Origin of the sequence: Pseudomonas viridiflava, from assembly GCF_900184295.1 — a bacterium.
Taxonomy (GTDB): domain Bacteria; phylum Pseudomonadota; class Gammaproteobacteria; order Pseudomonadales; family Pseudomonadaceae; genus Aquipseudomonas; species Aquipseudomonas viridiflava.
Map to the genome: position 1 here is coordinate 199,515 of NZ_LT855380.1, position 25,866 is coordinate 225,380.

General features: G+C 59.3%; 24 protein-coding genes. 12 read left to right on the forward strand and 12 right to left on the reverse strand.

What is annotated here, in order from left to right; all coding sequences use genetic code 11:
• Nucleotides 1–6 precede the first annotated feature (6 nt).
• From CFBP1590_RS01005 to CFBP1590_RS01020, 4 genes are read right to left on the reverse strand one after another with little or no spacing between them, the layout of a single operon-like run.
• Nucleotides 7–747 carry a hypothetical protein gene (locus tag CFBP1590_RS01005; RefSeq protein ID WP_004886867.1) on the reverse strand — a complete coding sequence of 247 codons (741 nt, stop codon included), beginning with the start codon at nucleotides 745–747 and terminating at the stop codon, nucleotides 7–9.
• A 3-nt stretch (nucleotides 748–750) separates the two neighbouring features.
• A complete protein-coding gene (lpoB, locus tag CFBP1590_RS01010) occupies nucleotides 751–1,338 on the reverse strand; it encodes a penicillin-binding protein activator LpoB (RefSeq protein ID WP_029242907.1) in 588 nt (195 codons plus the stop codon).
• A gap of 38 nt (nucleotides 1,339–1,376) precedes the next feature.
• Complete coding sequence (locus tag CFBP1590_RS01015) at nucleotides 1,377–1,748, reverse strand: YcfL family putative periplasmic lipoprotein (protein ID WP_029242908.1); 372 nt, start codon at nucleotides 1,746–1,748, stop codon at nucleotides 1,377–1,379.
• A gap of 13 nt (nucleotides 1,749–1,761) precedes the next feature.
• Nucleotides 1,762–3,159, reverse strand: coding sequence for a COG3014 family protein (locus CFBP1590_RS01020; protein WP_088234313.1), 1,398 nt, complete (start codon nucleotides 3,157–3,159; stop codon nucleotides 1,762–1,764).
• 353 nt (nucleotides 3,160–3,512) lie between these two features.
• On the opposite strand from CFBP1590_RS01020, the gene CFBP1590_RS01025 reads away from it, so the two are divergent.
• Nucleotides 3,513–5,411 carry a cytochrome c/FTR1 family iron permease gene (locus CFBP1590_RS01025; RefSeq protein ID WP_088234314.1) on the forward strand — a complete coding sequence of 633 codons (1,899 nt, stop codon included), beginning with the start codon at nucleotides 3,513–3,515 and terminating at the stop codon, nucleotides 5,409–5,411.
• Nucleotides 5,412–5,794: 383 nt separating this feature from the next.
• Here CFBP1590_RS01025 and elbB read toward each other — a convergent pair whose 3' ends face one another.
• Entirely contained in the window at nucleotides 5,795–6,463 is a 669-nt protein-coding gene (elbB, locus tag CFBP1590_RS01030; protein ID WP_029242911.1) for an isoprenoid biosynthesis glyoxalase ElbB, read from the reverse strand.
• Between the two features lie 153 nt (nucleotides 6,464–6,616).
• Nucleotides 6,617–7,276: a DedA family protein gene (locus tag CFBP1590_RS01035; RefSeq protein WP_004886851.1), complete on the reverse strand. Its 660-nt coding sequence runs from the start codon at nucleotides 7,274–7,276 to the stop codon at nucleotides 6,617–6,619.
• 230 nt (nucleotides 7,277–7,506) lie between these two features.
• Between CFBP1590_RS01035 and hemB the strand changes: the two genes are divergently transcribed.
• Both hemB and ppk1 read left to right on the forward strand, forming a co-directional pair.
• The gene (gene hemB, locus CFBP1590_RS01040; protein ID WP_088234315.1) at nucleotides 7,507–8,517 is read left to right on the forward strand and encodes a porphobilinogen synthase; all 1,011 of its coding nucleotides are present in this window, start codon (nucleotides 7,507–7,509) and stop codon (nucleotides 8,515–8,517) included.
• A gap of 76 nt (nucleotides 8,518–8,593) precedes the next feature.
• A complete protein-coding gene (ppk1, locus tag CFBP1590_RS01045; protein ID WP_231508923.1) occupies nucleotides 8,594–10,744 on the forward strand; it encodes a polyphosphate kinase 1 in 2,151 nt (716 codons plus the stop codon).
• Here the strand turns inward: ppk1 and ppx are convergent.
• The gene (gene ppx / locus CFBP1590_RS01050; protein WP_025996723.1) at nucleotides 10,731–12,233 is read right to left on the reverse strand and encodes an exopolyphosphatase; all 1,503 of its coding nucleotides are present in this window, start codon (nucleotides 12,231–12,233) and stop codon (nucleotides 10,731–10,733) included. The genes ppk1 and ppx overlap by 14 nt on opposite strands.
• 546 nt (nucleotides 12,234–12,779) lie before the next feature.
• Here ppx and CFBP1590_RS01055 point away from each other — a divergent pair.
• Nucleotides 12,780–13,445 carry a hypothetical protein gene (locus CFBP1590_RS01055; protein WP_004886840.1) on the forward strand — a complete coding sequence of 222 codons (666 nt, stop codon included), beginning with the start codon at nucleotides 12,780–12,782 and terminating at the stop codon, nucleotides 13,443–13,445.
• Between the two features lie 112 nt (nucleotides 13,446–13,557).
• Here CFBP1590_RS01055 and CFBP1590_RS01060 read toward each other — a convergent pair whose 3' ends face one another.
• Genes CFBP1590_RS01060 through CFBP1590_RS01075 form a run of 4 tightly spaced genes read right to left on the reverse strand, consistent with a single transcriptional unit; the run spans nucleotide 13,558 to nucleotide 16,407 of the window.
• Nucleotides 13,558–14,292, reverse strand: a complete 735-nt coding sequence (locus tag CFBP1590_RS01060; protein WP_088234316.1) for an amino acid ABC transporter ATP-binding protein — start codon at nucleotides 14,290–14,292, stop codon at nucleotides 13,558–13,560.
• A complete protein-coding gene (locus CFBP1590_RS01065) occupies nucleotides 14,279–14,929 on the reverse strand; it encodes an amino acid ABC transporter permease (protein ID WP_032633167.1) in 651 nt (216 codons plus the stop codon). Before CFBP1590_RS01065 ends, CFBP1590_RS01060 begins: the two co-directional genes overlap by 14 nt.
• Complete coding sequence (locus CFBP1590_RS01070; RefSeq protein WP_088234317.1) at nucleotides 14,926–15,591, reverse strand: amino acid ABC transporter permease; 666 nt, start codon at nucleotides 15,589–15,591, stop codon at nucleotides 14,926–14,928. The genes CFBP1590_RS01065 and CFBP1590_RS01070 overlap by 4 nt, the downstream gene beginning before the upstream one ends.
• 30 nt (nucleotides 15,592–15,621) lie before the next feature.
• Nucleotides 15,622–16,407 (reverse strand): transporter substrate-binding domain-containing protein, encoded by a 786-nt coding sequence (locus CFBP1590_RS01075; protein ID WP_004886829.1) that lies wholly within the window; start codon nucleotides 16,405–16,407, stop codon nucleotides 15,622–15,624.
• Nucleotides 16,408–16,658: 251 nt separating this feature from the next.
• On the opposite strand from CFBP1590_RS01075, the gene CFBP1590_RS01080 reads away from it, so the two are divergent.
• From CFBP1590_RS01080 to CFBP1590_RS01105, 6 genes are all read left to right on the forward strand, one after another.
• Nucleotides 16,659–17,363, forward strand: a complete 705-nt coding sequence (locus CFBP1590_RS01080) for a FadR/GntR family transcriptional regulator (RefSeq protein ID WP_058430742.1) — start codon at nucleotides 16,659–16,661, stop codon at nucleotides 17,361–17,363.
• A gap of 122 nt (nucleotides 17,364–17,485) precedes the next feature.
• A complete protein-coding gene (gene trxA / locus CFBP1590_RS01085) occupies nucleotides 17,486–17,815 on the forward strand; it encodes a thioredoxin TrxA (RefSeq protein ID WP_029242917.1) in 330 nt (109 codons plus the stop codon).
• Nucleotides 17,816–18,045: 230 nt separating this feature from the next.
• Nucleotides 18,046–19,305, forward strand: a complete 1,260-nt coding sequence (gene rho, locus CFBP1590_RS01090) for a transcription termination factor Rho (protein WP_004886821.1) — start codon at nucleotides 18,046–18,048, stop codon at nucleotides 19,303–19,305.
• A 129-nt stretch (nucleotides 19,306–19,434) separates the two neighbouring features.
• Nucleotides 19,435–20,901, forward strand: a complete 1,467-nt coding sequence (ubiD, locus tag CFBP1590_RS01095; protein ID WP_088234318.1) for a 4-hydroxy-3-polyprenylbenzoate decarboxylase — start codon at nucleotides 19,435–19,437, stop codon at nucleotides 20,899–20,901.
• On the forward strand, nucleotides 20,901–21,869 hold the full coding sequence (locus CFBP1590_RS01100) for a CDP-6-deoxy-delta-3,4-glucoseen reductase (protein WP_088234319.1): 969 nt from the start codon (nucleotides 20,901–20,903) through the stop codon (nucleotides 21,867–21,869). Before ubiD ends, CFBP1590_RS01100 begins: the two co-directional genes overlap by 1 nt.
• A gap of 207 nt (nucleotides 21,870–22,076) precedes the next feature.
• The gene (locus CFBP1590_RS01105) at nucleotides 22,077–22,745 is read left to right on the forward strand and encodes a gamma-glutamylcyclotransferase (protein WP_004886814.1); all 669 of its coding nucleotides are present in this window, start codon (nucleotides 22,077–22,079) and stop codon (nucleotides 22,743–22,745) included.
• Nucleotide 22,746: 1 nt separating this feature from the next.
• Here CFBP1590_RS01105 and glpT read toward each other — a convergent pair whose 3' ends face one another.
• On the reverse strand, nucleotides 22,747–24,096 hold the full coding sequence (glpT, locus tag CFBP1590_RS01110) for a glycerol-3-phosphate transporter (RefSeq protein ID WP_029242919.1): 1,350 nt from the start codon (nucleotides 24,094–24,096) through the stop codon (nucleotides 22,747–22,749).
• A 273-nt stretch (nucleotides 24,097–24,369) separates the two neighbouring features.
• Here glpT and CFBP1590_RS01115 point away from each other — a divergent pair, with 273 nt between their 5' ends.
• Nucleotides 24,370–25,062, forward strand: a complete 693-nt coding sequence (locus tag CFBP1590_RS01115; RefSeq protein WP_058430739.1) for an energy transducer TonB — start codon at nucleotides 24,370–24,372, stop codon at nucleotides 25,060–25,062.
• The gene (locus CFBP1590_RS01120; RefSeq protein WP_088234320.1) at nucleotides 25,063–25,704 is read left to right on the forward strand and encodes an energy transducer TonB; all 642 of its coding nucleotides are present in this window, start codon (nucleotides 25,063–25,065) and stop codon (nucleotides 25,702–25,704) included.
• Nucleotides 25,705–25,866: the final 162 nt, after the last annotated feature.

The following is a 25,866-nucleotide window of genomic DNA, read 5'->3' on the forward strand; positions in this document are numbered from 1 at the left end:
CTCGCCTCAGCGCAGAATTTTAGGCGCCTCGTCTCTCGGCAGGTTGTTGTGCTGCGGCTGTTGCCCGGTGTATTCCACCTCGCCGCGCAGTTGCTCTCGCAGCTGGCGGGCCACGTCTTCACCTATCGATTTCGAGACATCGCGAACCACCCGAGGGCGGTTGAGCGAGACCTTGATGTCCCGGCCATTCACCAGTTTGGTGTCCTGGCCTTCGCCCATTGCGGTGAAGGCTGAGGTGACTTCATAGGTGCGCGTGTTGATCAGGCTGAAATCCGCCACCAGCGTCAGGCCCAGAATGGCCGAATGCGAGTTGGTATTGGCGATCTCACCGATATCCTGCTGGAAATCGATGTCCGAGACGGTGCCGAACAGCACGTAGTCCGCGCCCTTGAAGCTGCCGTTCTTGATGCGCTTGATGACGTCGTAAACGTCTTCCTTGGACCCGGCGGTGTACGGCGTGGCCTGCACCAGCTGGAACATCCCGGACTTGATGATCTCGCCCTTGATGTCGCCGCTGAATTTGCGCAGTTCGGTCTGCTCGATGTAGCTGGTGCGCGACTCGTATTCGTCGTAACTGGACGAGCCGCTGGCGCTGTAATAGTTGGCCTGCATGTTACTGCGTGCCGACACGGTGTGGATGTACTGCTCCACGCGTTCCTGATAGGCCAGGTCCGTAACCGCGATCTTTGGCGCGGCCTGTGCTGCGAAAGCGCAAGCCATGCCGATAATGCCGATCCATGCGCGCATCGATTAACGCTCCGTGGTTTTACGAATTTCTTTCTCGTCCATCCATTCGGCCAGACCGCTTTCAACGTCGATCAACTGCAGGCTGAATTTGTAGAAGACATCCTTGTAGTCGCTGCTGCGCTTGACGATGGAGCTGATCGAGCCTTCCAGACGGTATTTGGCAGCGATCATGTTGCCGGTCTTGGCGACAGTGGTCTTCTTGTACAGGCCGCTCTGGTTCTGCAGCTTGAGCTGATCGACCTGGTTCTGCATCTGGTTGTCGTCGCTGGCAAAACGGGCGGTGCCGCTTTTCATCAACTGGGTCTTGATCGACGTGGTGATCTCACGGGTATCGATGTACTCGCTGGTCTTGTTCTTCACGTCGTAAACCTGAACCACCGGGCGACCCTGCAGGGTGCCGGACTGAGCCAGGGAGCGGGTCATGCTTTCGGCGATCATCTGCAGATCGGTAGAGCCGAACTCGTTGGTCACGGTTTCGACGGCCTTGGTGTCGCCGTAGCTGATGTTCTTGCTGCCCAGACCGGGCGAGTTGTTGGCACAGCCGGTAACCAGCAGGGCGACGGCGGCGATGGAGCAGAAGCGTGTGAACATTGAGACGTTCTCCAGAACTGGGCGAATAGGTGTGCGGATCAAGGCGTGTTGATTTCGATGCGGAAATCGGTCGCGCGCGGAACCGGGGCGATGGCAGGCAGCACGGTGCTTTGCGAGCCATACAGCGTCATGCTTTTCCAGCTTTCTTCATCGGCAACCGGGAAGCCGTCATTGCCCAGCCAGGCAAAGCGGTAATACATCATCCTGTTGCGGCTGCTGGTGTTGGTCAGTTGCGCCTTGACGGTCAGAAAGCCGTTTTCGCGCGCGACGCGCATGGCGCCGACTTCGATGTATTGGGTGTCGCCCATGGACACCACTTTGCTTGCAGCGCTGCCCGGCGCGGGCGGCGGTGGCGTCGCGCAGCCCGCGAGCAGTGCAACAGTCAGCGCGACAAGAATCTTCATGCGCATGGAAAATCTCCGATCAGGGTTGTTTGGCGGTGGCGATGGCTTGCGGAACGTTCGACGGCATGACCTGAGCGGCCAGACTGCCCGCATAGACCTGACTGCCCAGTGCACGCAGCGGGATCACCTGATAGCGCTGGTCGACCTTGACGCGAACATGTGAGCCGCCCAGCGCGTTGGGCAGGATGATCTGGTGCTCACCCTGGGTCAGGCGCAGGCGCGCCACCAGTGTGTTGTCCGGCAACGTGCGCCAGGTGCGGGTGTCGGCGCCTTCGGTGATGGCCGAGGCGATACCGACGGCCAGACCGGCCAGCGGGTTGGTCTCGTTGATCTGTTTTTGAGCCACGCCGCGGGTAATGGCGCGTACGGTGGTGCGCAGGATAATGCCCGGCATGTCGTCACGCAGTGCCCGGCGAGACATGTCGGCGGTGCTGTTGAGCAGCGTCAGGTTCAGCGGCTGGCCATCCAGCGTGATCTGGTTGAACGCGGGAGTCGTGGTGTCCGGTTTGATGACCGGGAACGACAGCGGTGTGATGACCAGATTGCCGCTGATGGGCAGTGGCAACGGAATACTGACCGAGTCGCGTGCCGGGGCAAAGCCGCTCTGCACGACAATCAGCACTTCACTGTTGCCGTCCTTGCTGGCTGCTGCATCAAGGTCCTTGAGGGCCTGTTCCAGCAACGGCGTATTGGGGCGCAGTTCGGCGGCCTTGCGATAACCCGGTGCTGCCAGGCCTTTCTCGCCGAGTGCTTCGTAGACGAAGCCGGACAGATAATGGCTGAACGCGCTCTGGTAGCTGTTCTTCAGGCTGACGACTTCAGGGGCGTCCAGCGAGGCGACAGGGTAGCCGCGCAGGTCTTTGAACTCGGTCTTCACGCCCCGGTTCTCGGCTTCCTGCTCGCTCTTGAGGTATTCCTTGTCGCGCAGCTCGGCGATGACCGCTTCGCGCTCGTGCATCTTCTTGATCTCAGTGCGGGCGCCGTCAAAATCGTTGCGCGCCAGCTGGTTGAGCGCCATCTGGGTGGTGAGCATGACCTTTTCATAGTCATAGCCCTCGTAGCGGCGCACCTTATCGTTGATCAGGAAGCTGCCGAACTGCGCGAGGTATTTGTCGGTGTCGAGCTTGACCGACTCTTCCCATTTGAACACCACCAGATCGGCAGCACGCCAAGCCGTCTGGCTGCCAGCGAAGTCACCCTTGGCGCGCAACAGCTCGCCCTTCTCGAAGTAGTAGAGAAGGTCCTTGTCTTCACCGGTGTTGTTCTTTTCCAGCGTGCCGATCGCTGCGTCCACATTGCCGCTGGCCAGCTGCTGATTGGTTTGTTGCAGCTCGGTGTCATAGTTGCGAAAGGCAGAGCAGCCTGCCAGTTGAACAGCGGAAATCAGCGCGAGCGCAGTCAAGGCACGAGAAGGCATGACGTTCTATTCCCTTAGGTGACAGCCGTGGGGCTATCGAAATCCAGATGACCGAACAGGAGCTGTTCGAAGCGTAAGACCGCTTCGCCTGATTGGATCCAGCGGTGCGGGCGCGGGATTATAAGCATCAGAATGCATAGAGCAATGGCTTTTTGACATCTCACAGGGATTACAGACATTTCCTACCGCTTGAGCGGGGTCTGAGCAGCGCAGACTTCAGGGGGGGACTGCCGTTTTAAAGAAGTAACTGCGCGCTGTCGTAAAACTCTGTAACAAAAAAGCGTCCGGAGTATTGAGTAGCGTCTGATTGACGTGAACAATGCAACGCATCGCATTCTTATTGAGATTCACCAATGCACCTGCACTCTCGTTCACTCGTCCGGCTTCTGGCCTCCATGATGCTGCTATGCAGCTTCGGTGCGCTGGCCGATCCCGTCGAGGGCGCAGCTCAGGCGCTGCATGTGCTGGATTACCTCAGTGCGGACTATCCGGCGACGGTTGCGGATGGCAAGGTCATCGACAGTGCCGGTTACCAGAAGCAGATCGACGCGTTGAACGCGCTTCAAAGCCTGATCGTTGCGCTGCCGCAGCGGACTGAACGTGCCGAGCTGGAGAAGGGCGCAGCAGACCTCAAGGGCGTCGTGGACAAACGACAGGACGGTACGCTCGTGGCGCGTCAGGCCAGGCAGCTGGGTGCAAGGCTGGCGCTGGCCTATGAAGTCAGTCAGGCACCGGCCATCACCCCGGATCCTGCTCGCGGTGCGCCGCTGTACGCGCAGCACTGTTCGGTCTGCCATGGCGACACCGGAGCCGGTGATGGTCCTGCCGGTATTGGCCTCGAGCCTGCGCCGGGCGACCTGCGCGACGCCGCACGGCTGGATCGCCTGAGTCTCTACAGCCTTTACAGCGCTACAGGTCTGGGTATTGCGGGCACTGACATGCCGGCGTTTGCCGACCAGCTGGATGATCGACAGCGCTGGGACATCGCCACCTACATTGCCAGTTTCAGTGCGCAACCTGTCGCGACTCCGACCAAGACATTCAACCTTGCGGACCTGGCGCGCCAGACGCCTGCGGAGATTCAGGCAGCCGAAGGCCCTGAAGCGGCCGCCACATTCCGCGCTCAGCGCTCACAGCCACCGCAGGTCCAACGCGGGCCTGCGCAGTTGCTCGATTACACCAGCGCGACCCTGGACAAGAGCCTGGCCGCCTACCGATCAGGTGATCGTGAGCAGGCGTATGACCTGTCGGTTGCGGCCTATCTGGAAGGCTTCGAACTGGTCGAAAGCTCGCTGGACAACGTAGACGCCGACGTTCGCAAGGACACTGAAAAAAGTCTGATGGCTTATCGTCAGTCCCTGCAGGACGGTCTGCCGGTTCCACAGGCGGCGCAGAAGCTGGAAGCAGCCAAGGCCAAGCTGAAGCAGTCTGCTGACTTGCTGGGCAGCGACGGTTTGAGCCTGTCTTTGAGCTACATCTCGGGCCTGCTGATTCTGTTGCGCGAAGGGCTGGAAGCGATTCTGGTGCTGGCGGCAATTCTGGCGTTTCTGCGAAACACCGGACAGCAATCGGCGGTGCGCAGCGTCAACGTCGGCTGGGGCCTGGCGCTACTGGCAGGCCTGGCGACCTGGGCGCTGGCCGCCTATGTCATCGACGTGAGTGGCGCGCAGCGTGAGCTGCTGGAAGGTGCGACCGCATTGTTCGCCAGCGTGATGGTGCTGTGGCTGGGGGTGTGGATGCACGACCGACGTCATGCCGCAGCCTGGCAGGATTACGTGAAGAGCAGTCTGGTCGGCGGCGGTGGGCGTTTCGGCTTTGCCGTACTGGCGTTCTTCTCGGTGTACCGCGAACTGTTCGAGGTCATCCTGTTCTACGAGACCCTGTGGCTCCAGGCAGGGCCAGCCGGGCATAACGCAGTGCTGGCGGGCGGCGCGACAGCGCTGGTGCTGCTGGTTGGTCTGGCGTGGATCATCCTGCGCGGCTCGGCAAAACTGCCGTTGGCGCTGTTCTTTGGTATCAATGCAGCCCTGCTGTGTGCGCTCTCGGTGGTGTTTGCCGGACATGGCGTCAAGGCCTTGCAGGAAGCCGGCGTGTTCGGCACCCGGCCGGTGCCATTCTTCGAATTCGACTGGCTGGGCATTCATGCCGATGCGTATTCGCTCGGTGCACAGGCCATCGCGCTGACAGCGATTGCAGTGCTGTATGGCCGCAGTCGTCTGGCGGAGAAACGCAGGCTTGAGACCGCAGGGTAAAACACGTACCCGTGGGAGGCGGTTGCAGCAAGACTTGGATATAACGCTGAGCGCAAGCATGGGCCCGATCGGCGTGCCTGAGATCACGCTGATCGTTCCCATGCTCTTCGTTATACATAAGTCCGCCTCAACACTGATCGTGCCCATCGCTCCGCGTGGGCATGCATCCCGTGACGCTCTGCGTCACAAATGGCACAGACTGAGGCTTCAGTGAGCCGAGCGCATGACGTGGATAACGCTGGAGCTTGGACACGCATCTGCGCCACATTCGAGAGCGGACGCCGAGCGTCCTGAGCGGCATTCCCACGCGGAGCGTGAGGAACGATCAGTGTTGAGGCAGACTTGCTTGGGGCGCGGAGAGCACGGCCCTCAGCCGCGCATTCTCACGCGTCCTGTTCCTGAGTCAGTTCCAGCACGCGATCAACCAGTTTGTTGATGCCTGACGCCGCTTCGCTGATGCTTTTGGCGACCATGTAGGCCGGGGTGCTGACCAGTTTTCGCGCTTCGTCTTCCACAATCTCCGACACGTCACAGTCCTGATGCGCACCGCCCATTTTGGTGATGGCGGCGGCGGTTTCGGGATCATTGCCGATGGTGCAAGTCACGCCTGGGCCATAGATCTTGGCAGCGAGGGCCGGGGTGATACAGATCAGTCCGACCGGCTTGCTTGCCAGGGCAAAGGCTTCGGCCAGCGCCAGCAGCTCAGGATTCACCTGACACGCCTGGCCCTGTTGTGCAAAGTCAGACAGATTCTTCGCCGAGCCAAAGCCGCCCGGAACGATCAGCGCGTCGAAATCGTTGACGTCGGCCTCACGCAGGTCCTTCACTTCGCCGCGTGCGATACGTGCCGACTCGACCAGCACGTTGCGGGTCTCAGGCATTTCTTCGCCGGTCAGGTGATTGACGACATGATGTTGCGCGATGTTCGGCGCGAAACACTGCACCTGCGCACCACGCTGATCGAGGCGCAGCAGGGTCAGGACGCTTTCGTGGATTTCGGCACCGTCATAGACGCCGCAGCCGGACAGGATCACAGCCACTTTCTTTTGCATGATTCGACTCCTTGGTCATGACGCATCTACCAATGGAACACATTGAGCGTCATCTGTTCAGTGTCGGGTCTTGTCGGGGCGGGATCAGGCGGGGAAGGGCGCAGCATCCGGGCGAGGTGTTTTGACCTGTGCCCGGAGAACTCAGAAGGGAATTCAGTCGTCGGACTTTTTCTTCAGATCGAGAGGGGCTTCGACCGGCATGTCCAGATCCGAGGCTGCTGAAGATGCGCAGAATTGTCTCTCTGCGCGAGCTTCGCGGGCGATGCGGGCATTCTTGATGCGGCGACGCAGCCACAGACCCAGGCCCAGAAGAATCAGGGCGCCGAGCACCCAGAGTTCGTATTTCTTGACGTTACCCAGCAAGCCTTCCAGCACGGCGCCGAAATGATACGCCGCCGAACCCAGCGCTGCTGCCCAGACTGCCGCGCCGATGCCATTGAGCAGCAGGTAGCGCGCTGGCGGATACCCGGATAGACCGATGGCCACCGGCATGACCGTTCGCAATCCGTAGACGAAGCGGAAGCTCAGCACCCAGATGTCAGGGTGTTTGCGCACAAGCCTCAACGCCTTGTCGCCCATGAGCTGCCAGCGAGGTTTTCGGGCAAGCAGTTTGCGGCCATGCTTGCGCCCCATGAAATACCACAGCTGATCGCCCGCGTAGCTTCCGCAGAAGGCCACGAGGATGACGATGTTGAGGTCCATGTATCCACGGAAAGCCAGAAATCCGGCAAGAACCAGAATGGTCTCGCCTTCAAAGAAGGTGCCGAGGAAGAGGGCGAAGTAGCCAAACTCATTCAAGAAATTCTGGAGCATTGTCTGGATGCTGGCGAAATGAACGCGCAGCCTAACGCGCCCAACGCAAGGATGAAAGTGTCCATATGTGTCTCGACGTTAAAGATTCTTGCAGTGACAATGGTCCTTTCTCTCCAGTTGCGCCGCTGCGGCCTGCAGTCGCAGGTCGAACCATGACTGTCACACATTGGTCATAATGGCGGCTTATAACTGTCGCGCTTGCCCGCGTATGCGGGCTCAGGAGTCTCGCCGTGAGCTTTACCCCCGCTAACCGCCTGTTTCCTCTCACTCGTCTGCGCCGTAATCGCCGCGACGACTTTTCCTGTCGGCTGGTCCGCGAAAACGTTGTCACCGTCGACGACCTGATTCTTCCTGTATTCGTACTCGATGGTGAAAACCGTCGTGAAACAGTGGCCTCGATGCCGGGCGTCGAGCGCCTGAGTGTCGATCTGCTGCTCAAGGAAGCCGAAAGCTGGGTCGCGCTGGGCATTCCTGCGCTGGCACTGTTTCCGGTTACTCCACCTGAAAAGAAATCCCTCGATGGCGCCGAAGCCTGGAATCCGGAAGGCATCGCGCAGCGTGCAACACGTGCCCTGCGTGACCGCTTCCCCGAGCTGGGCGTCATCACTGACGTGGCACTGGACCCGTTCACCACGCACGGGCAGGACGGCATTCTCGACGAAGAAGGCTACGTGCAGAACGACATTACGGTCGATGCGCTGGTCAAACAGGCCCTGTCCCATGCCGATGCCGGCGCGCAGGTGGTTGCCCCGTCCGACATGATGGACGGTCGTATTCAGGCGATTCGTGAAGCGCTGGAACTGGCCGGACACGTCAACGTGCGGATCATGGCCTACTCGGCGAAATACGCCAGCGCCTATTACGGTCCGTTCCGCGATGCGGTAGGTTCTTCACTGAACCTGGGCAAGGCCAACAAGGCGTCCTATCAGATGGACCCGGCCAACAGCAATGAAGCGCTGCATGAAGTGGCTGCCGATCTGTCTGAAGGCGCGGACATGGTGATGGTCAAGCCGGGTATGCCGTACCTGGACATCCTTCATCGGGTCAAGGATGAGTTCAAGGTGCCGACCTTTGTGTATCAGGTCAGTGGCGAATACGCCATGCACATGGCTGCAATCCAGAACGGCTGGCTGAGTGAAGGGGTGATTCTGGAATCCCTCACCGCCTTCAAACGCGCAGGAGCTGACGGCATTCTCACGTATTTTGCCGTACGCGCTGCTCAACTGCTGAAAGGGCAATAGCCTCACAGGAACATTCATGAATACCGAAGGACTCATCGAAGCCGCTGTTGAAGTCGATATTCAGGAGACTGCACCCATGGTTGACCCTGACATCGAGGTAGTACCGGCCATCGAGCCACCCGCTGCCACTGTGCCTGCCGTTGTCGCGCCGAACCTGGACGACAGCAGCCTGTACATCCATCGCGAACTGTCCCAGTTGCAGTTCAACATACGGGTTCTGGAACAGGCGCTCGACGAGTCCTACCCATTGTTGGAGCGGCTGAAGTTTCTGCTGATCTTCTCCAGCAACCTCGATGAGTTCTTCGAGATTCGTGTCGCAGGCCTCAAGAAGCAGATTACCTTTGCTCGTGAACAGGCCGGTGCCGACGGCTTGCAGCCGCACCAGGCGCTGGCCCGCATCAGCGAACTGGTTCACGGTCATGTCGACCGCCAGTACGCGATCCTCAACGATATTCTTCTGCCGGAGCTGGAGAAACACCAGGTCCGCTTCATTCGTCGCCGTCACTGGACCGCCAAGCTCAAAGCCTGGGTCCGTCGTTATTTCCGCGACGAAATCGCACCGATCATCACCCCGATCGGTCTCGACCCGACGCACCCGTTTCCGTTGCTGGTCAACAAGAGCCTGAACTTCATCGTCGAGCTCGAAGGTATCGATGCCTTCGGCCGCGACTCGGGCCTTGCGATCATCCCGGCGCCGCGTCTGCTGCCGCGCATCATCAAGGTGCCCGAAGACGTATGCGGGCCGGGCGACAATTTCGTGTTCCTGTCGTCAATGATCCACGCTCACGCTGATGATCTGTTCCAGGGCATGAAGGTCAAGGGCTGCTATCAGTTCCGCCTGACCCGTAACGCCGACCTGGCGCTGGATTCGGAAGACGTGGAAGACCTTGCGCGTGCTCTGCGCGGCGAACTGTTCTCGCGCCGCTATGGCGACGCAGTGCGTCTGGAAGTGGCGGACACCTGTCCCAAGCATCTGTCGGACTACCTGCTCAAGCAGTTCAACCTGAACGAGTCCGAGCTGTATCAGGTCAATGGCCCGGTCAACCTGACGCGGCTGTTCAGCATCACCGGTCTGGACAGCCATCCGGAGCTGCAATACCTGCCGTTCACGCCAGCGATTCCCAAGCTGTTGCAGAACAGCGAAAACATTTTCAGCGTGATCAGCAAGCAGGACATCCTCTTGCTGCACCCTTTCGAGTCCTTCACGCCGGTGGTCGATTTGCTACGGCAGGCCGCGAAAGACCCGCATGTGCTCGCCGTGCGTCAGACGCTGTATCGCAGCGGCGCGAACTCGGAAATCGTCGATGCGCTGGTCGATGCGGCGCGTAACGGCAAGGAAGTCACAGCCGTGATCGAATTGCGTGCCCGTTTCGACGAAGAATCCAACCTGCAACTGGCCAGCCGTCTGCAGGCCGCCGGTGCGGTGGTGATCTACGGTGTGGTCGGCTTCAAGACCCACGCCAAGATGATGCTGATCCTGCGTCGCGAGGCGGGCGAGATCGTGCGTTACGCGCACTTGGGTACCGGTAACTATCACGCTGGCAACGCCCGCCTGTACACCGACTACAGCCTGCTGACTTCCGACGACGCGCTGTGCGAAGACGTCGGCAAGCTGTTCAGCCAACTGATCGGCATGGGCAAGACGCTGCGCATGAAAAAACTGCTGCACGCGCCGTTCACGCTGAAGAAAGGCATGCTCGACATGATCGCCCGCGAGACTCAGTTCGCGGTCGACGGCAAACCTGCGCACATCATCGCCAAGTTCAACTCGCTGACCGATCCGAAGATCATCCGCGCGCTGTACAAGGCCAGTCAGTCAGGCGTGCGCATCGATCTGGTAGTGCGCGGCATGTGCTGCCTGCGTCCGGGCATCGCCGGGGTCTCGCACAACATCCATGTGCGCTCGATCATCGGTCGCTTCCTGGAGCACACGCGGGTCTTCTACTTCCTCAACGGCGGCGACGAGCAGATGTTCCTGTCGAGTGCCGACTGGATGGAGCGCAACCTCGACAAGCGTGTCGAGACCTGCTTCCCGGTGGAAGGCAAGAAGTTGATCCTGCGGGTGAAGAAGGAGCTGGAAAGCTACCTGACCGACAACACCCACAGCTGGCTGTTGCAGTCTGACGGTCGTTACGTGCGCAGCACGCCGACCGGTAACCAGAACGCTCGAAGCGCCCAGGCGACCCTGCTGGAGCGCCTGAGCAACCCGGTCCTCAGCGTACGCTGAAGACGATGCCGACTCGGGTCAGCCACTCCGCTTCCAGCGCGAAGTCGGCCTGAGTCAGCTGGTTGTTTTCCAGCCAGCCGTCCGGGAACTCTGCATCCAGGTTCGGACCGTCGGCGCGTAGCACCACACGTGGCATCTCCTGGGTGCCACGGATGTGGTGGAACAGAATCGCGAAGCGCAACAGCACGCACAGGCGAATCAGCTTGATGCCTTCATCGCCGAACTCGGCGAACTTGTCCTTGGGAATGTTACGGCGATGACCGCGCACCAGCAGCGCGAGCATTTGCTGGTCTTCGCGTGAGAAACCGGCCAGGTCGGAGTGCTCGATCAGGTAGGCGCCATGCTTGTGGTAATGATAGTGGGCGATGTCCAGCCCCACTTCATGCACCTTGGCGGCCCAGCTCAACAGCTCGGCATAACTCTCGTGTTGCAGGTCCCAGCTGTCGGCGACCTGTTCCAGGGCATGCAATGCCTTGGCTTCGACGCGAGCGGCCTGTTCCATATCGACGTGGTAGCGCTCCATCAGCGACGTCAGCGTACGTTCGCGCACGTCTTCGTGATGATGGCGACCCATCAGGTCATACAGCACACCTTCACGCAGCGCACCTTCGCAGTGGTCCATGCGCTTGAGTTCGAGGGCGTCGAAAATCGCTTCCAGAATCGCCAGACCCGCCGGGAAAATCGCGCGGCGGTCAGGCTTGATGCCGTCGAAGTCGATCTTCTCGACGTCGCCCAGTTTGAACAGTTTGCGCTTGAGCCAGGCCAGCCCTTCGGCGTTGACCTCGCCTGCGCCATAGCCATTGGCCTTGAGTGCCACGCCAATCGCGCGAATGGTGCCGGACGAACCGATGGCTTCATCCCATTTCAGGCGATGCAGCGCGTGCTCGATGCTCATGATTTCCAGGCGGGCGGCGGTGTAGGCCTGCGCGTAGCGGGCCGGTGTCACCTTGCCGTCGCGGAAGTAGCGCTGAGTGAAACTCACGCAGCCCATCTGCAGGCTTTCGCGCAGCAGCGGCTCGAAACGTTGACCGATGATGAACTCGGTACTGCCGCCGCCGATGTCGGCGACGAGGCGCTTGCCGGGGGTGTCCGCCAGCGTGTGGGAGACGCCCAGATAAATGAGGCGTGCTTCTTCGCGGCCGGAGATGACTTCCACCGGGTGGCCGAGGATTTCTTCGGCGCGATGGATGAAGTCGTTGCGGTTGCGGGCTTCGCGCAGGGCGTTGGTGCCCACGATGCGAACGGCGCCGAGCGGCAGGCCGTTGATCAGTTGGGCGAAGCGCTTGAGGCAGTCGAGGCCCCGCTGCATCGATTCTTCAGTGAGCTGGCGCTCTTCGGTAATTCCGGCTGCCAACTGCACCTTCTCGCCCAGGCGCTCAAGAATGCGAATTTCGCCCTGATTGGCTTTTGCCACAACCATATGGAAGCTGTTGGAGCCCAGGTCGATAGCGGCGATCAGTGAAAGATTCTTGGGTTTAGAGTGCGGCATGGTCTGGCAATCCCGTTCGATAACCGCGCCATCGTGCCACGATCCACCTCTGCCGCCAACGCGAAGCTGTCCGGGCGGCGGAAATACCCGGTATTACTTCGCTCAGTGGTCACTCACCCACTTCGCATGCGCGCCTCGATGTGACGTGTCTGACTGAATGACTCCCACAGTTCGTGGGCTACGGCAAGATTTGCATATAACGCTGAGCGCGGAGCATGGTGACGCCTCTCAGGACGCTATGCGTGCGACTGTTTGCGCTGGAAGGCGATCAGGTTATCCCGACGTCGTGACACGATCCCTCGCTGTCTCCGGGCGGGAGGCGGCAGCTAGATCATTCTCCGTGTACATGATCGGGGGACGCAGGCGGCGGTGGACCTTCTATCGTCACGATCCAGCAACGTTCGTCCGGGCCTATAATAAGAGGGCCGCGCAGATAATCATGGAACAGCATGCAGGTGTTGGTGGTGGCTGGACGCCCTTCCGGAAATGTTCGAAAAGATCAGTACTGTGTAAGTCATGCATGCTTTAAGTAGAAAGGATTCTATCATGTCTAATGAACTCCCCACCTCAGCAACGCGTTTATGGGTTGGACAACCCAGCGTATTTGGTAGCCTGGAAGTCGAACCTAACGGGTCAATAACCTATGTCTATGATCGCGATTTAAACAGGAATGTCTGGCGTTATTTTAAGCCGTCCGACTCGGTAAGCTATCGCTGCGAAAGTCGGAATATCCGGGTCGGCGCTCAGGCTTATAAGTGGCAAAAAGGCAGGACCTACACGCTCAACTGGAAAAGTAAACTTCCTAAAATCGACAGTGCCTACGGAGATTTTGTGATTTTTCAGTGGAAGTCTTACCCGGGTGGGCTCCAGAACTACCCCTTGCTCATGACGGCGGTAAGAGATGAGGTCATTTTGAGGTTCGTAGACAGGGGCGAGGTCTGGAAAACAGTATGGACAACAAAGACTCAGGATAATGTATGGAACAGTTATAGCCTGACCCTTCACCTGTCGGACATTGATTCAGAAGGCTGGTTCTCGCTTAATTACAATGGTGTCGATCAATTGCTCGATGGTAAGAGCCGATATGCAGGGCGGACAATGGATGGGGCCAATGAGCCCAAATGGGGTGTCTACAACAGAGACAAGCCTGAGCATGAAATGGAGCAGCTTGTCGCGGACCTTGAAGTCTTGGAACTTCAGTCAGTCACGTGATCACTCATTACCGGGTTCGTCTTCGTCAGGTAAGTTACGTGTCTTTCAAACGGTGTTATTAGCAGGAGGAAGCGACGGTTCGCTTCCTCCTGTTATTCCCTTTGGCCAATACTCAAGCCTGCTCGACCGATCCTATGAAGTTGGCCAGTTCTGGCGTCTTCGGGTTGGCGAACAGTTCTTTCGGGTCGCCCACTTCATGCACCTTGCCCTCGTGCATGAACACCAGTTTGTCGCCCACTTCCCGGGCGAAGCGCATTTCGTGGGTGACCATGATCAGGGTCATGCCGTCGGCGGCCAGTTGGCGCACGACGCTGAGCACTTCGTTGACCAGTTCTGGGTCCAGCGCCGAGGTGATCTCGTCGCAGAGCAGCACCTTGGGGGACATGGCCAGCGCCCGGGCAATGGCCACGCGTTGCTGCTGCCCACCCGAAAGGCGGTCCGGGAACGCATCGAACTTCTCGCTCAACCCGACCCGCTCCAGCATCTGCCTGGCCAGCTTCGCAGCCTCGGCCTTGGGTACTTTCTGTACGACCTGCGGCGCAAGCATCACGTTTTCGCCCACGCTCAGGTGCGGGAACAGGTTGAACTGCTGAAACACCATGCCGACCTTCTGCCGCAACGTGCGCAGATCGGCGCGGGCAGCGTCCAGGTACTCGCCATCGACTTCGATCACGCCGTCGTTGATCGACTCCAGCCCGTTGAGTGTGCGCAGCAGTGTGCTCTTGCCCGAGCCGCTGCGACCGATGATTGCCACCACCTGGCCTTCTTCCACGGAGAGGTCGATGCCTTTGAGAACGTGATGGTCGCCGTAGTACTTGTGCAGGGCGGAAATTCTAAGCAGAGGCATGCAGTCTCCTTTCCAGATGACGCGCGCAGAGCGACAACGGATAGCAAAGGATGAAATAGCCCAGGGCGACGAAGCCGTAGACCATGAAAGGTTCGAAGGTGGCGTTGGCCAGCATGCTGCCGGTCTTGGTCAGTTCGGTGAAACCGATGATCGAGGTCACGGCCGTGCCTTTGACCACCTGTACCGAGAAGCCGACCGTCGGGGCGATGGCAATACGTAGCGCCTGCGGCAGGATCACGTAACGCATCTGCTCGAACGGAGTCAGGGCGAGACTCGCCGAAGCTTCCCATTGACCCTTGGAAATCGATTCGACGCAGCCGCGCCAGATTTCGGCCAGATAGGCGCTGGTGAACAACGTCAGCGCCAGCGCGGCTGCAGCCCAGGGAGAAATGTCCATTCCCATCAGCGCAACGCCGAAGAACACCAGAAACAGCTGCATCAAAAGCGGTGTGCCTTGAAACAGCTCTATATATAAGCTGGCTGCCACACGCGGCCCGGATTTCTCCGAGGTGCGCATGCCCATCACCAGCAGGCCGATCAGCCCGCCGCCGATGAAGGCCACCAGCGACAGGGCCACCGTCCATTGCAGGCCAGTCAGCAGATTGCGCAGGATGTCCCAGAGGGTAAAGTCCATCAGCTGCTCCTCGAGATGTAGCGACGCCCGATCCAGGCCAGCAACTGACGAATCAACAGCGCCATGCACAGGTAGATCAGCGTGGTGACGATGTAGGTCTCGAACGAGCGGAAATTACGGGACTGGATGAAGTTGGCGAAAAAGCTCAGCTCCTCCGTCGCGATCTGCGAGCAGACCGCCGAGCCCAGCATCACGATGATGATCTGGCTGCTCAGTGCAGGCCACACCTTGCGCAGGGCCGGAACCAGCACCACATAGCGAAAGGTTTCGTAGCGGCTCATCGCCAGGGCTGCCGAGGCTTCAAGCTGTCCTTTCGGGATCGCCTGGATGCCCGCCCGGATGATCTCCGTCGAATAGGCGCCCAGATTGATCACCATCGCCAGTACGGCGGCCTGCCATTCCGATATCTGCATACCCAGCGAGGGCAGGCCGAAAAAGATGAAGAACAGCTGGACCAGAAACGGCGTATTGCGGATCAGCTCCACATACACCGCAAAGATCGTCGCAAAGGGCTGGATCTTCCAGGCCCTCACGACAGCACCGACGATCCCCAGGCTGACGCCGAGCACGGTGCCAATGGCCGTCAATTCCAGCGTGAATAATGCCCCGCGCAACAGCAGATCAATGTTCTGCAGAACCGGTGCAAAGTCGAAGTGATAAGCCATTGGCAAACCCTGTGAATCAGAAAACGGTGATCAGAGATCGGCTGGCAGTGGCTGCTTGAGCCAGGTGGTAGAAGCCTTTTCCAGCGTGCCGTCAGCTTTGGCGGCATTCAGGATCTCGTTGACCTTGCCCAGCAATTCCGGTTGACCCTTGTTCACGCCGACATAGACAGGCGAGTCCTTGAGTTTCACTTTCAGCGCCGGTATGCGCTTGGGGTTGCGCTCGCTGATGGCGACCATCACCACGTTGCCGCTGGCGATCAGGTCGGTCTGGCCGGCCAGGTAGGCGGCGATGGTGGAGTTGTTGTCTTCAAAACGCTTGATGGTCGCGCCCTGTGGAGCGACGGCCGACAATTCGATGTCTTCGATCGCACCGCGAGTGACGCTGATGGTCTTGCCGTTCAGGTCGGCGATTTCCTTGACCGGCGAATCAGGCGGACCGAACACGGCCAGGTAGAACGGCGCGTAGGCACGGGAGAAGTCGATGACTTTCTCGCGGTCCGGGTTTTTGCCAAGGCTCGAAATCACCAGGTCGACCTTGCCGGTGGTCAGGAACGGGATGCGGTTGGTGCTGTTGACGGGCGTCAGCTCAAGCTTGACCTTCAACTTGTCGGCCAGCAGTTGCGCGGTGTCGATGTCCAGGCCGCGTGGCTTCATGTCCGGACCGACCGAACCGAAAGGCGGAAAGTCCTGGGGGACGGCAACTTTCAGGGTGCCGCGCGCTACGACGTCGTCCAGGCCATTGGCGTGGGCTGGCGCCTGGCTCAGCATCAGGCTGGCAAACAAGGCAGTAAGCAGGGCGCTGTAACGCTTGGTCATGAGAACTCTCCGGGCGGAACGATAGATGTAGGCCGTTCACCCAGTGCACAGCCCATGCCACCCACTCGTTTTGAACCGTAACTCAAGGTGTCCAGCCTGTTTTTGGTCTTACTGGTCTGAACAGTTGGTAGCGGGTTCGCCCTGCTTTGGAGCGCCTGAAAGCCACGGCGCCCCAGCGCTGGGCGTCGCTTGCCGAATGATCGGGATGGCGCTAAAAGGGCTTTTTACTGGACTGACTGGCCTGAACAGTGATGCCGCATAATTCGCTCGCCGTACCGGAATCAGCCCTCAGGGCCATCCGCAAGCTGATTGATGAACAGGGCTACAAGCACGGTGACAGCCTGCCGTCGCAGCGCGATCTGGCGGCATTGCTGGGTGTCAGCCGTGCTTCGCTGCGCGAGGCGCTGTCATCGCTCAGTGCGCTGGGCGTGGTGAGTGTGCAGCCCGGCAAAGGTGTGTTCGTGCAGTCGTTTTCTGAACCAGAACGGCGCACGGGCGGATTTTCCTGGCCTTTCGATGCTCAGGTTTCTCCGGCAGATACGTTTCAGTTGCGCTATGCGCTGGAAGGCTTTGCCGCCGGTCTGGCCGCTGTGACACTGACCGCCGACGAACGGGACGTGCTGGAAGATAACGTCGAGGCCATGCGTCTGGAGCTGCGCGCTGGCGATTTCGAAGCGGCCGCACGTCTGGATTTCGAGTTTCACCGACATATCCTAGTGGCCAGTGGCAATCAGGCCATGCTGGGGATCGTGACCGCAGGTGCCGATATCTTCCTGGAAAGCCAGAAGATGCCATTCATAAGGGCTGCAAGGGTGATGGAAACCTGGCAGGAGCACCGCAAGATCCTTCGAGCGCTGGCCCGACATGCCTCCGGTCCTGCGCAAAAGGCCATGCAGGAGCACATCAGGGGCGCTGCGCTACGCACCGGTATTGTTTTCGTTTCCCCTTCGAGCTAGCGATGAGCTATAACCTGACTCATAGACCGTCATAGCCAGACTCAATGATCCTTCGCTTCCTGAATGTCATAAGGCCCGCTATGATGAGCGTCGTTTTTTAGCCTACGAACTCGGAGACATCCATGAGTAGCGACAAGATCAAACACGTCACCGACGCCAGCTTCGAAGCCGATGTACTGAAGGCTCAAGGCCCTGTACTGGTCGACTACTGGGCTGAGTGGTGTGGCCCTTGCAAAATGATTGCCCCGGTTCTGGACGAAATTGCCAACACTTACGAAGGCAAACTGACCGTCGCCAAACTGAACATCGACGAAAATCAGGAAACCCCGGCCAAGCACGGCGTTCGCGGTATCCCGACTCTGATGCTGTTCAAGAATGGCAACGTCGAGGCTACCAAAGTAGGCGCTCTGTCGAAGTCGCAGCTCGCTGCCTTCCTTGACGCCAACATCTGAAGTGCCCCAAGGCCCTGCGAATAGCGGGGCTTTTTTCATCTGCCGTACTAGACTCCTTCAAAATCGAGTGGTACATTCGGCCCCGCAACGGCTTCTCCGTTGCCCCCTGCTAGCCGTCGCCGACGCTCTCCTTTCGATTTAGTACGCGATCCTGTCGCCTTCTCTGCGGCGCGGCCTCATTAAGCCAAAAGCTTAATTTCCCCCTCCATACACGATTACGTCATTCCCATATGAATCTGACTGAACTCAAGCAAAAGCCGATTACCGATCTGCTCGAAATGGCCGAACAGGCTGGCATAGAAAATATGGCCCGTTCGCGCAAGCAGGATGTGATTTTCTCCCTGCTCAAAAGGCACGCTAAAAGTGGCGAGGAAATTTCAGGTGATGGCGTGCTGGAGATCCTCCAGGACGGCTTCGGCTTCCTGCGCTCTGCAGACGCTTCCTATCTGGCCGGCCCGGACGACATCTATGTTTCCCCGAGCCAGATTCGCCGCTTCAACCTGCGCACCGGCGACACCATCGTTGGCAAGATCCGTCCTCCGAAAGAAGGTGAGCGTTATTTCGCTCTGCTCAAGGTCGACACGATCAACTACGACCGTCCGGAAAACGCCAAGAACAAGATTCTGTTCGAAAACCTGACGCCGCTGTTCCCGAATGTGCGCATGAAGATGGAAGCCGGTAACGGTTCCACTGAAGACCTCACCGGTCGTGTCATCGACCTGTGTGCACCGATCGGTAAAGGTCAGCGTGGTTTGATCGTTGCTCCGCCAAAGGCGGGCAAGACCATCATGCTGCAGAACATCGCGTCGAACATCACACGCAACAATCCGGAAGTGCACCTGATCGTTCTGCTGATCGACGAGCGTCCGGAAGAAGTGACCGAAATGCAGCGCACCGTGCGCGGCGAAGTGGTTGCCTCGACCTTCGACGAACCGCCAACCCGTCACGTACAGGTTGCCGAAATGGTGATCGAAAAGGCCAAGCGCCTGGTCGAGCACAAGAAAGACGTCGTCATCCTGCTGGACTCCATCACCCGTCTGGCCCGTGCCTACAACACCGTCATCCCGAGCTCCGGCAAGGTACTGACCGGTGGTGTCGATGCGCACGCTCTGGAGAAGCCAAAGCGTTTCTTCGGTGCTGCACGTAACATCGAAGAAGGCGGCTCGCTGACCATCATCGCCACCGCACTGGTTGAAACCGGTTCGAAGATGGATGAAGTCATCTACGAAGAGTTCAAGGGTACAGGCAACATGGAGCTGCCTCTGGATCGCAAGATCGCAGAGAAGCGCGTGTTCCCGGCCATCAACATCAACCGCTCCGGCACACGCCGCGAAGAGCTGTTGACCGCTGATGACGAGCTGCAGCGCATGTGGATCCTGCGCAAGCTGCTGCACCCGATGGACGAGGTCGCTGCGATCGAGTTCCTGATCGACAAGCTCAAACAGACCAAGACCAACGATGAATTCTTCCTGTCGATGAAACGCAAGTAACAGACGGGTCGGTTCAAGAAATGGCATCCTTCGGGGTGCCATTTTTTTTGGCCGCCGTTTGGCTCATTAGCTGCCTTGAAGGCTCAGAGCAGGTACGATGTGCGTCTATTTGGATAAGTGGCCGGGTTAATGAAATTCAAAGATCTAAGGGATTTCGTACAGCAGCTTGAGCAGCGCGGAGAGCTGAAACGCATTCAGATGCCGATTTCGCCCGTGCTGGAAATGACCGAGATCTGTGATCGCACCCTGCGCGCCAAGGGCCCGGCCCTGTTGTTCGAAAAGCCGGTCGGCTTCGATATTCCGGTGCTGGGCAACCTGTTCGGCACGCCTGAGCGGGTTGCCATGGGCATGGGCGCCGAGGCCGTCAGCGAATTGCGTGAGATCGGCAAACTGCTGGCCTTCCTCAAGGAGCCCGAGCCGCCCAAGGGTTTGAAAGACGCCTGGTCCAAGCTGCCGATCTTCCGCAAGGTCATCGCGATGGCGCCCAAGGTCGTGAAAGATGCGCCCTGCCAGGAAGTGGTCATCGAAGGTGATGACGTCGACCTCGGCATGCTGCCGGTCCAGACCTGCTGGCCGGGCGACGTTGCCCCGTTGATCACCTGGGGCCTGACCGTTACCAAAGGCCCGAACAAGGAACGCCAGAACCTGGGCATCTATCGCCAGCAGGTCATCGGCCGCAACAAGATCATCATGCGCTGGCTCAGCCATCGCGGCGGCGCGCTGGATTTCCGTGACTGGTGCGCCAAGTATCCGGGCGAACCCTATCCGGTCGCCGTGGCGCTGGGTGCTGACCCGGCGACCATTCTGGGCGCAGTCACCCCCGTGCCGGACAGCCTTTCCGAATACGCTTTCGCCGGCCTGTTGCGAGGCTCTCGCACTGAATTGATCAAGTGCCGGGGCAGCAACCTGCAAGTGCCCGCCAGCGCCGAGATCGTGCTTGAAGGCGTGATCCATCCCGGCGAGATGGCCGATGAAGGTCCTTACGGCGACCACACCGGCTATTACAACGAAGTGGACAGCTTCCCGGTGCTGACCGTCGAGCGCATCACGCATCGCATCAAGCCGATCTACCACAGCACCTATACCGGCCGTCCGCCGGATGAGCCCGCGATTCTGGGCGTTGCCCTGAACGAAGTGTTCGTGCCGATCCTGCAGAAGCAGTTTCCGGAAATCGTCGATTTTTACTTGCCGCCCGAAGGCTGCTCGTACCGCATGGCCGTTGTGACCATCAAGAAACAGTATCCCGGCCATGCCAAGCGCGTGATGCTGGGCGTCTGGTCGTTCCTGCGGCAGTTCATGTACACCAAGTTCGTGATCGTCACCGACGATGACATCAATGCCCGCGACTGGAATGACGTGATCTGGGCGATCACCACGCGCATGGACCCCAAGCGCGACACCGTGATGATCGACAACACGCCTATCGATTATCTGGACTTCGCCTCGCCGGTGTCCGGTCTGGGCTCCAAGATGGGCCTGGATGCGACCAACAAGTGGCCGGGCGAAACCAGTCGCGAATGGGGCAGGGCCATCGTCAAGGATGAAGCCACCACACGCCGGGTCGACGAGATCTGGGATCAGTTGGGAATCAAGTGATGCGCGTAACCTTGCAGCCCTCCGGGGCCGTGCTGGAAGTTTTGCCGGGTGAACGGATTCTCGATGCCGCACAGCGTCTGGGCTATGAATGCCCGCAGAGCTGTCGCAATGGCAACTGCCACGTCTGCTCGGCGCTGCTGGTCGAAGGCCGGGTCATGCAGTCGGGTCAGGAGCACGATCACGGCGAGATCTACACCTGTCTGGCCGAGCCGCTGGAAGACTGCGTGGTGCTGTGGGACGGCGTGCTGGCAAAGGGCGAGCTGCCGGTGCGCAGTTTTGCCTGCCAGTTGAGCGAATGCGTCGAGGTCGGCGGCGATGTCTGGCGTGTGGGGCTGCGCGCTCCGGCAGGCAAGGCGCCGCGCTACCATGCCGGACAATACCTGATGATCGAACGTGAGAATGGCGAGAAATCAGCGTTCTCCATTGCCTCGGCTCCTCATCGAGGACGTGATCTGGAGCTGCACGTTCTGGTGCGCGAAGACAGCGCGCGCAGCCTCATCGAGCAATTGCAGCGCAACGCGATGGCTCGGGTCGAACTGCCATTTGGCGACACCCACCTGGCCGAGCTGCCTGACGGGCCGCTGGTTCTGATCGCCGCAGGCACTGGCATGGCGCAGATGAGCAGCCTCATCGAGCATTGCCGCGTCACAGGCTTCAGTCACCCGGTGCATCTGTACTGGGGCGTGCGACGTCCCGAAGACTTCTACGACATCAGCCATTGGGACGAATGGGCGAAACTGCCCAACCTGTTCCTGCACAAGGTTGTCAGTGATCTGTGCGGCTGGGAAGGGCGCTGCGGCATGCTGCACGAGGCGGTCTGCGACGACATCAAGGATCTTTCGGCGGTGCACGTTTACGGCAGCGGCTCGCCTGCGATGATCTACGGCACCCTCGACGCGCTGGTCAGCGCTGGCATGGACGCCCATCAGATGCGTGCGGACGTGTTTGCCTACGCGCCGCGTCCCTGATACCTGACTGACGGTGGTCCGGCTGGATTGTAAATTGCTTGGATCCGCTTATAGCGTCTGGCGATGTCAAATCGTCGCCAGATTCTTTTTGGCAAAAAGGCCATTGGCCTGCAGCGAAGAACGTACCACGACACCCTGAGGCCGCTCGCCCGTGAGCGATTCAGCGGGGCTCGGCAAAGACTGGCAGTCAGACTGTCAGGGAGGCAAATGGAGAACCCAATCAACGAACTGGCCGTAGCTGTGCACGACGGTCTGGGCCTGACGTATCCACCTGTCATCGATCTTGGCCCGCAACTGACACGCGAGCAGTTGCTCGCATCCATGGACGCCACCATGAAGCGTCACAAGGGTGGTCCGGTCTGGCTGTTCGCCTACGGCTCACTGATCTGGCGACCTGAATGCACCGCCGTCGAGCGCCAGCGCGGACGCGTGCATGGATATCATCGCGGTTTGTACCTGTGGTCCCACGAGCACCGCGGCACGCCGGAGGTTCCGGGACTGGTGTTTGGTCTGGACCGTGGCGGCTCCTGCACCGGCTTTGCCTATCGGCTGCCGGATGAGTGTCTGGAAGATTCATTGCTGGCGCTCTGGCAGCGCGAGATGCCTTATCCCTCCTATCGCCCACACTGGCTCAGCTGCCGTCTTGAAGATGGCAGGCAGGTTCAGGCGTTGGGGTTCGTGCTGGAGCGGCATTTACCGAGCTATGCCGGCAATCTGCCGGACAGCGTGCTGAGCCAGGTGCTGGCCAGCGCAAGCGGGCGGTATGGAACCACCCGCGATTACGTTGAGCAGACCGCCATCGCCCTGCGCAGCCACGCCATGCCGGATTTGCATCTGGAGGCGCGGCTCAAGCGGTGCCAGTCAGCGACGGCCTGAATCAGGCCTTGGCTTCACGCGAGGTGCTGGCAACCTGTTTGTGACGCAGCGTCGGCGCCAGGAACACCATGGCCAGAATGCACGCGCCGATCAACAGCACGAAGCCGCCGTCCCAGCCGAAATGGTCCACGGTGTAGCCCATCGCCGCGCTCGCCGCGACCGAGCCGCCCAGATAACCGAACAGGCCGGTAAAGCCTGCCGCCGTCCCTGCCGCCTTCTTGGGTGCCAGTTCCAGCGCCTGCAGGCCGATCAGCATCACCGGGCCGTAGATCAGGAAGCCGATAGACACCAGGGCAATCATGTCGACCGTCGGGTTGCCTTCCGGATTCAGCCAGTACACCAGCGTGGCGATGGTCACCAGGAACATGAACACCATGCCGGTCAGGCCGCGATTGCCCTTGAAGATCTTGTCCGACATCCAGCCGCACAGCAGCGTGCCCGGAATACCGGCCCACTCGTACAGGAAATAGGCCCACGAGGTCTTGTCGACGGTGAAGTGCTTGGCTTCCTTGAGGTAGGTCGGTGCCCAGTCCAGCACGCCGTAGCGCAGCAGATAGACGAACACGTTGGCCATGGCGATGTACCAGAGGAATTTGTTGCGCAGCACGTATTTGACGAAGATTTCCTTGGCGCTGAATTCTTCTTCATGGCTGGCATCGTAGCCTTCCGGGTAATCGTTCTTGTAGTGCTCGATAGGCGGCAGGCCCACCGATTGTGGCGTGTCGCGCATGGTTGCAAACGCAAACACGGCAACCAGCAAGGCAACGGCCGCCGGGACGTAGAATGCCGCGTGCCAGTCATTGGTCCAGCCCATGCCCAGCAGGAACAGTGGGCCGATCAGGCCGCCACCGACGTTGTGCGCCACGTTCCACACCGACACCACACCGCCGCGTTCTTTCTGCGACCACCAGTGCACCATCGTCCGCCCGCTCGGCGGCCAGCCCATGCCTTGCGCCCAGCCGTTGATGAACAGCAGCACGAACATGATCGTGACACTGGACGTCGCCCACGGCGCGAAACCGAAGATGAACATGATCCCGGCCGATACCAACAGGCCGAAAGGCAGGAAATAACGTGGGTTGGATCGGTCGGAGATGATCCCCATCAAGAACTTCGACAGACCGTAGGCAATCGCAATCGCCGACATCGCCACGCCCAACTGACCGCGCGTGTAACCCTCATCGATCAAATAAGGCATCGCCAGCGAGAAGTTCTTGCGCAGCAGGTAGTAACCCGCATAACCAATGAAAATACCCGCGAAGATCTGCCAGCGCAGGCGGCGGTAGGTGCTGTCGACTTTTTCTTCGGGAAGGGGTGCCTTGTGCCTGGCAGGGCGGAAAAACGCAAACATAGAGACTCTCCGGGTTCTTATTTTTTTGCGAAAGCGAATATTACATTTTCGTTACAGAAAAAAGCAGTGCCTTTTGACTGAAAAACGGCGAGAAACGGGAGGTTACACATGTTGTTTTGTGAACGTCAGAGAGGTTTAACGATTCAGTAACCGAATAGGACAGGTCCTACGACCGTATAAGAAATCGTGTCCTTATATGTTTATAGAGGCCCCTTCTAGTATCGCGACATGGATGCCATGCAGGCAGTTAAGTCGCGATGAGCAGGGGTTTTGATGAAGTGGATTGTGGTTATTCTGGTGGTTTCAATGGCGTTGATGGCGCTGCCAATTTACGCAGCAGAAGCGTTTCTGGTGCCGATGTACACGCCCCAGCCAGCGTTTCCCGTCGAACTGGTGAAAGCCCGCTACGCCGGAAAGGTGCGTGCTCAACTGGTTATAAAGTCTGACGGCTCAGTGCATGAAGCAAAGGCGATTGAAAGTGGGCATCCGCTCATGACGTCGTCTGTCGAGCAAACGCTCAGGCAATGGCGCTATAAACCCTGGATCGGCACCGTCGGCGCGCCGCCGTTCACCAGCATCACCGTACCGGTGATTTTTGGTTCCCACGGGTACCGACGTTTCAATACCGAGGTCAGTGTAGGGTTGGGCGACATTCGCTGCGGCTACCTCAATCACGAAGTGCAGTCCGTCCGGCAGGACTCCCCCGACGAATCATTGAGCAAAGTTGATGTGTTCTGGTACACCGGCCAAGTGCTGTTCAGTAGCCATGTTGCGCATCGCCATACAGAGCACGAGCGCAAGGCGTTGCTTGAGCAACTGAGTGATTCGATCCCGATGATTGTCAGCCACTGTGAACACAATCCTGATCACCGCTACGGCGACTACCTGCCTGCATCGATCAAGGCGGTGTTGGTCGGGACGGCTGAGTCGGGTTTCACCGTTGGGCTGACGCAGGAGGCTCGCTGAATGAGGCCCAAACTCCACGCGGCGTGGTTGCTGCTTAGTCTGGCCAGCGTCGCACACGGGCTGCCTTCCTATCCTGTCCCGCGTCATATGCCTGATATTGAATACCCGCGCAGCCTGCGCCTTACAGCAGTGTCCGGCGTCGATGTCAGCGTAAGGGTATTCATCAAGGCCAGCGGAGAAGTTCGGTTCCTTGAGGTTCTGAACACCACCGACCCAGCCATCGTTGCTGCCGCCAAACACGTCGTTGAGCAGTGGCGCTTCGAGGCGTGGGAGCCTCCCGCTTCCCATCCCGAAGGCGAAAACGTGACCGTGACCTATCAGTTCGCTGAAGCGGCGCCTTCTCGTCCTCCGCTGGATGAGAACGCTGATCTCAGGAAGGTGATGTGCAGTCAGATCAATCGTGAGTCAAGGCAGAAAGACTCGCTTGGAACGCATGCGCCTTACGAACTGGACGTGTTTCTCAGGACTGAGCGTTACCTGTCCAGCGGCCCCGTCGTACAACTGTTTCTGTCTCTGGACGAACGCGATGCGTTGGTGCGTGATTTGCTTCAGGCGTTGCCGACGGTAATCGCGAGTTGTCGGGATAATCCTGGGCGGCGATATGTGGACTATTTGCCGGAGCGTGTTCGACAGTCATTTTAAAGGAAGCTGCTGGAACGTGACGCCAGTTCGGGCGACGGAATCTCGAACTGGCGTCCAAGGCTGTCGGTTAATCCAATACGTTCATTTTTCCTACGGCTTCAAAATGCTCAGCATTGGACACGCCTTGAGCCATTCTATAACCGCAAGCTCAATGGCATTTTT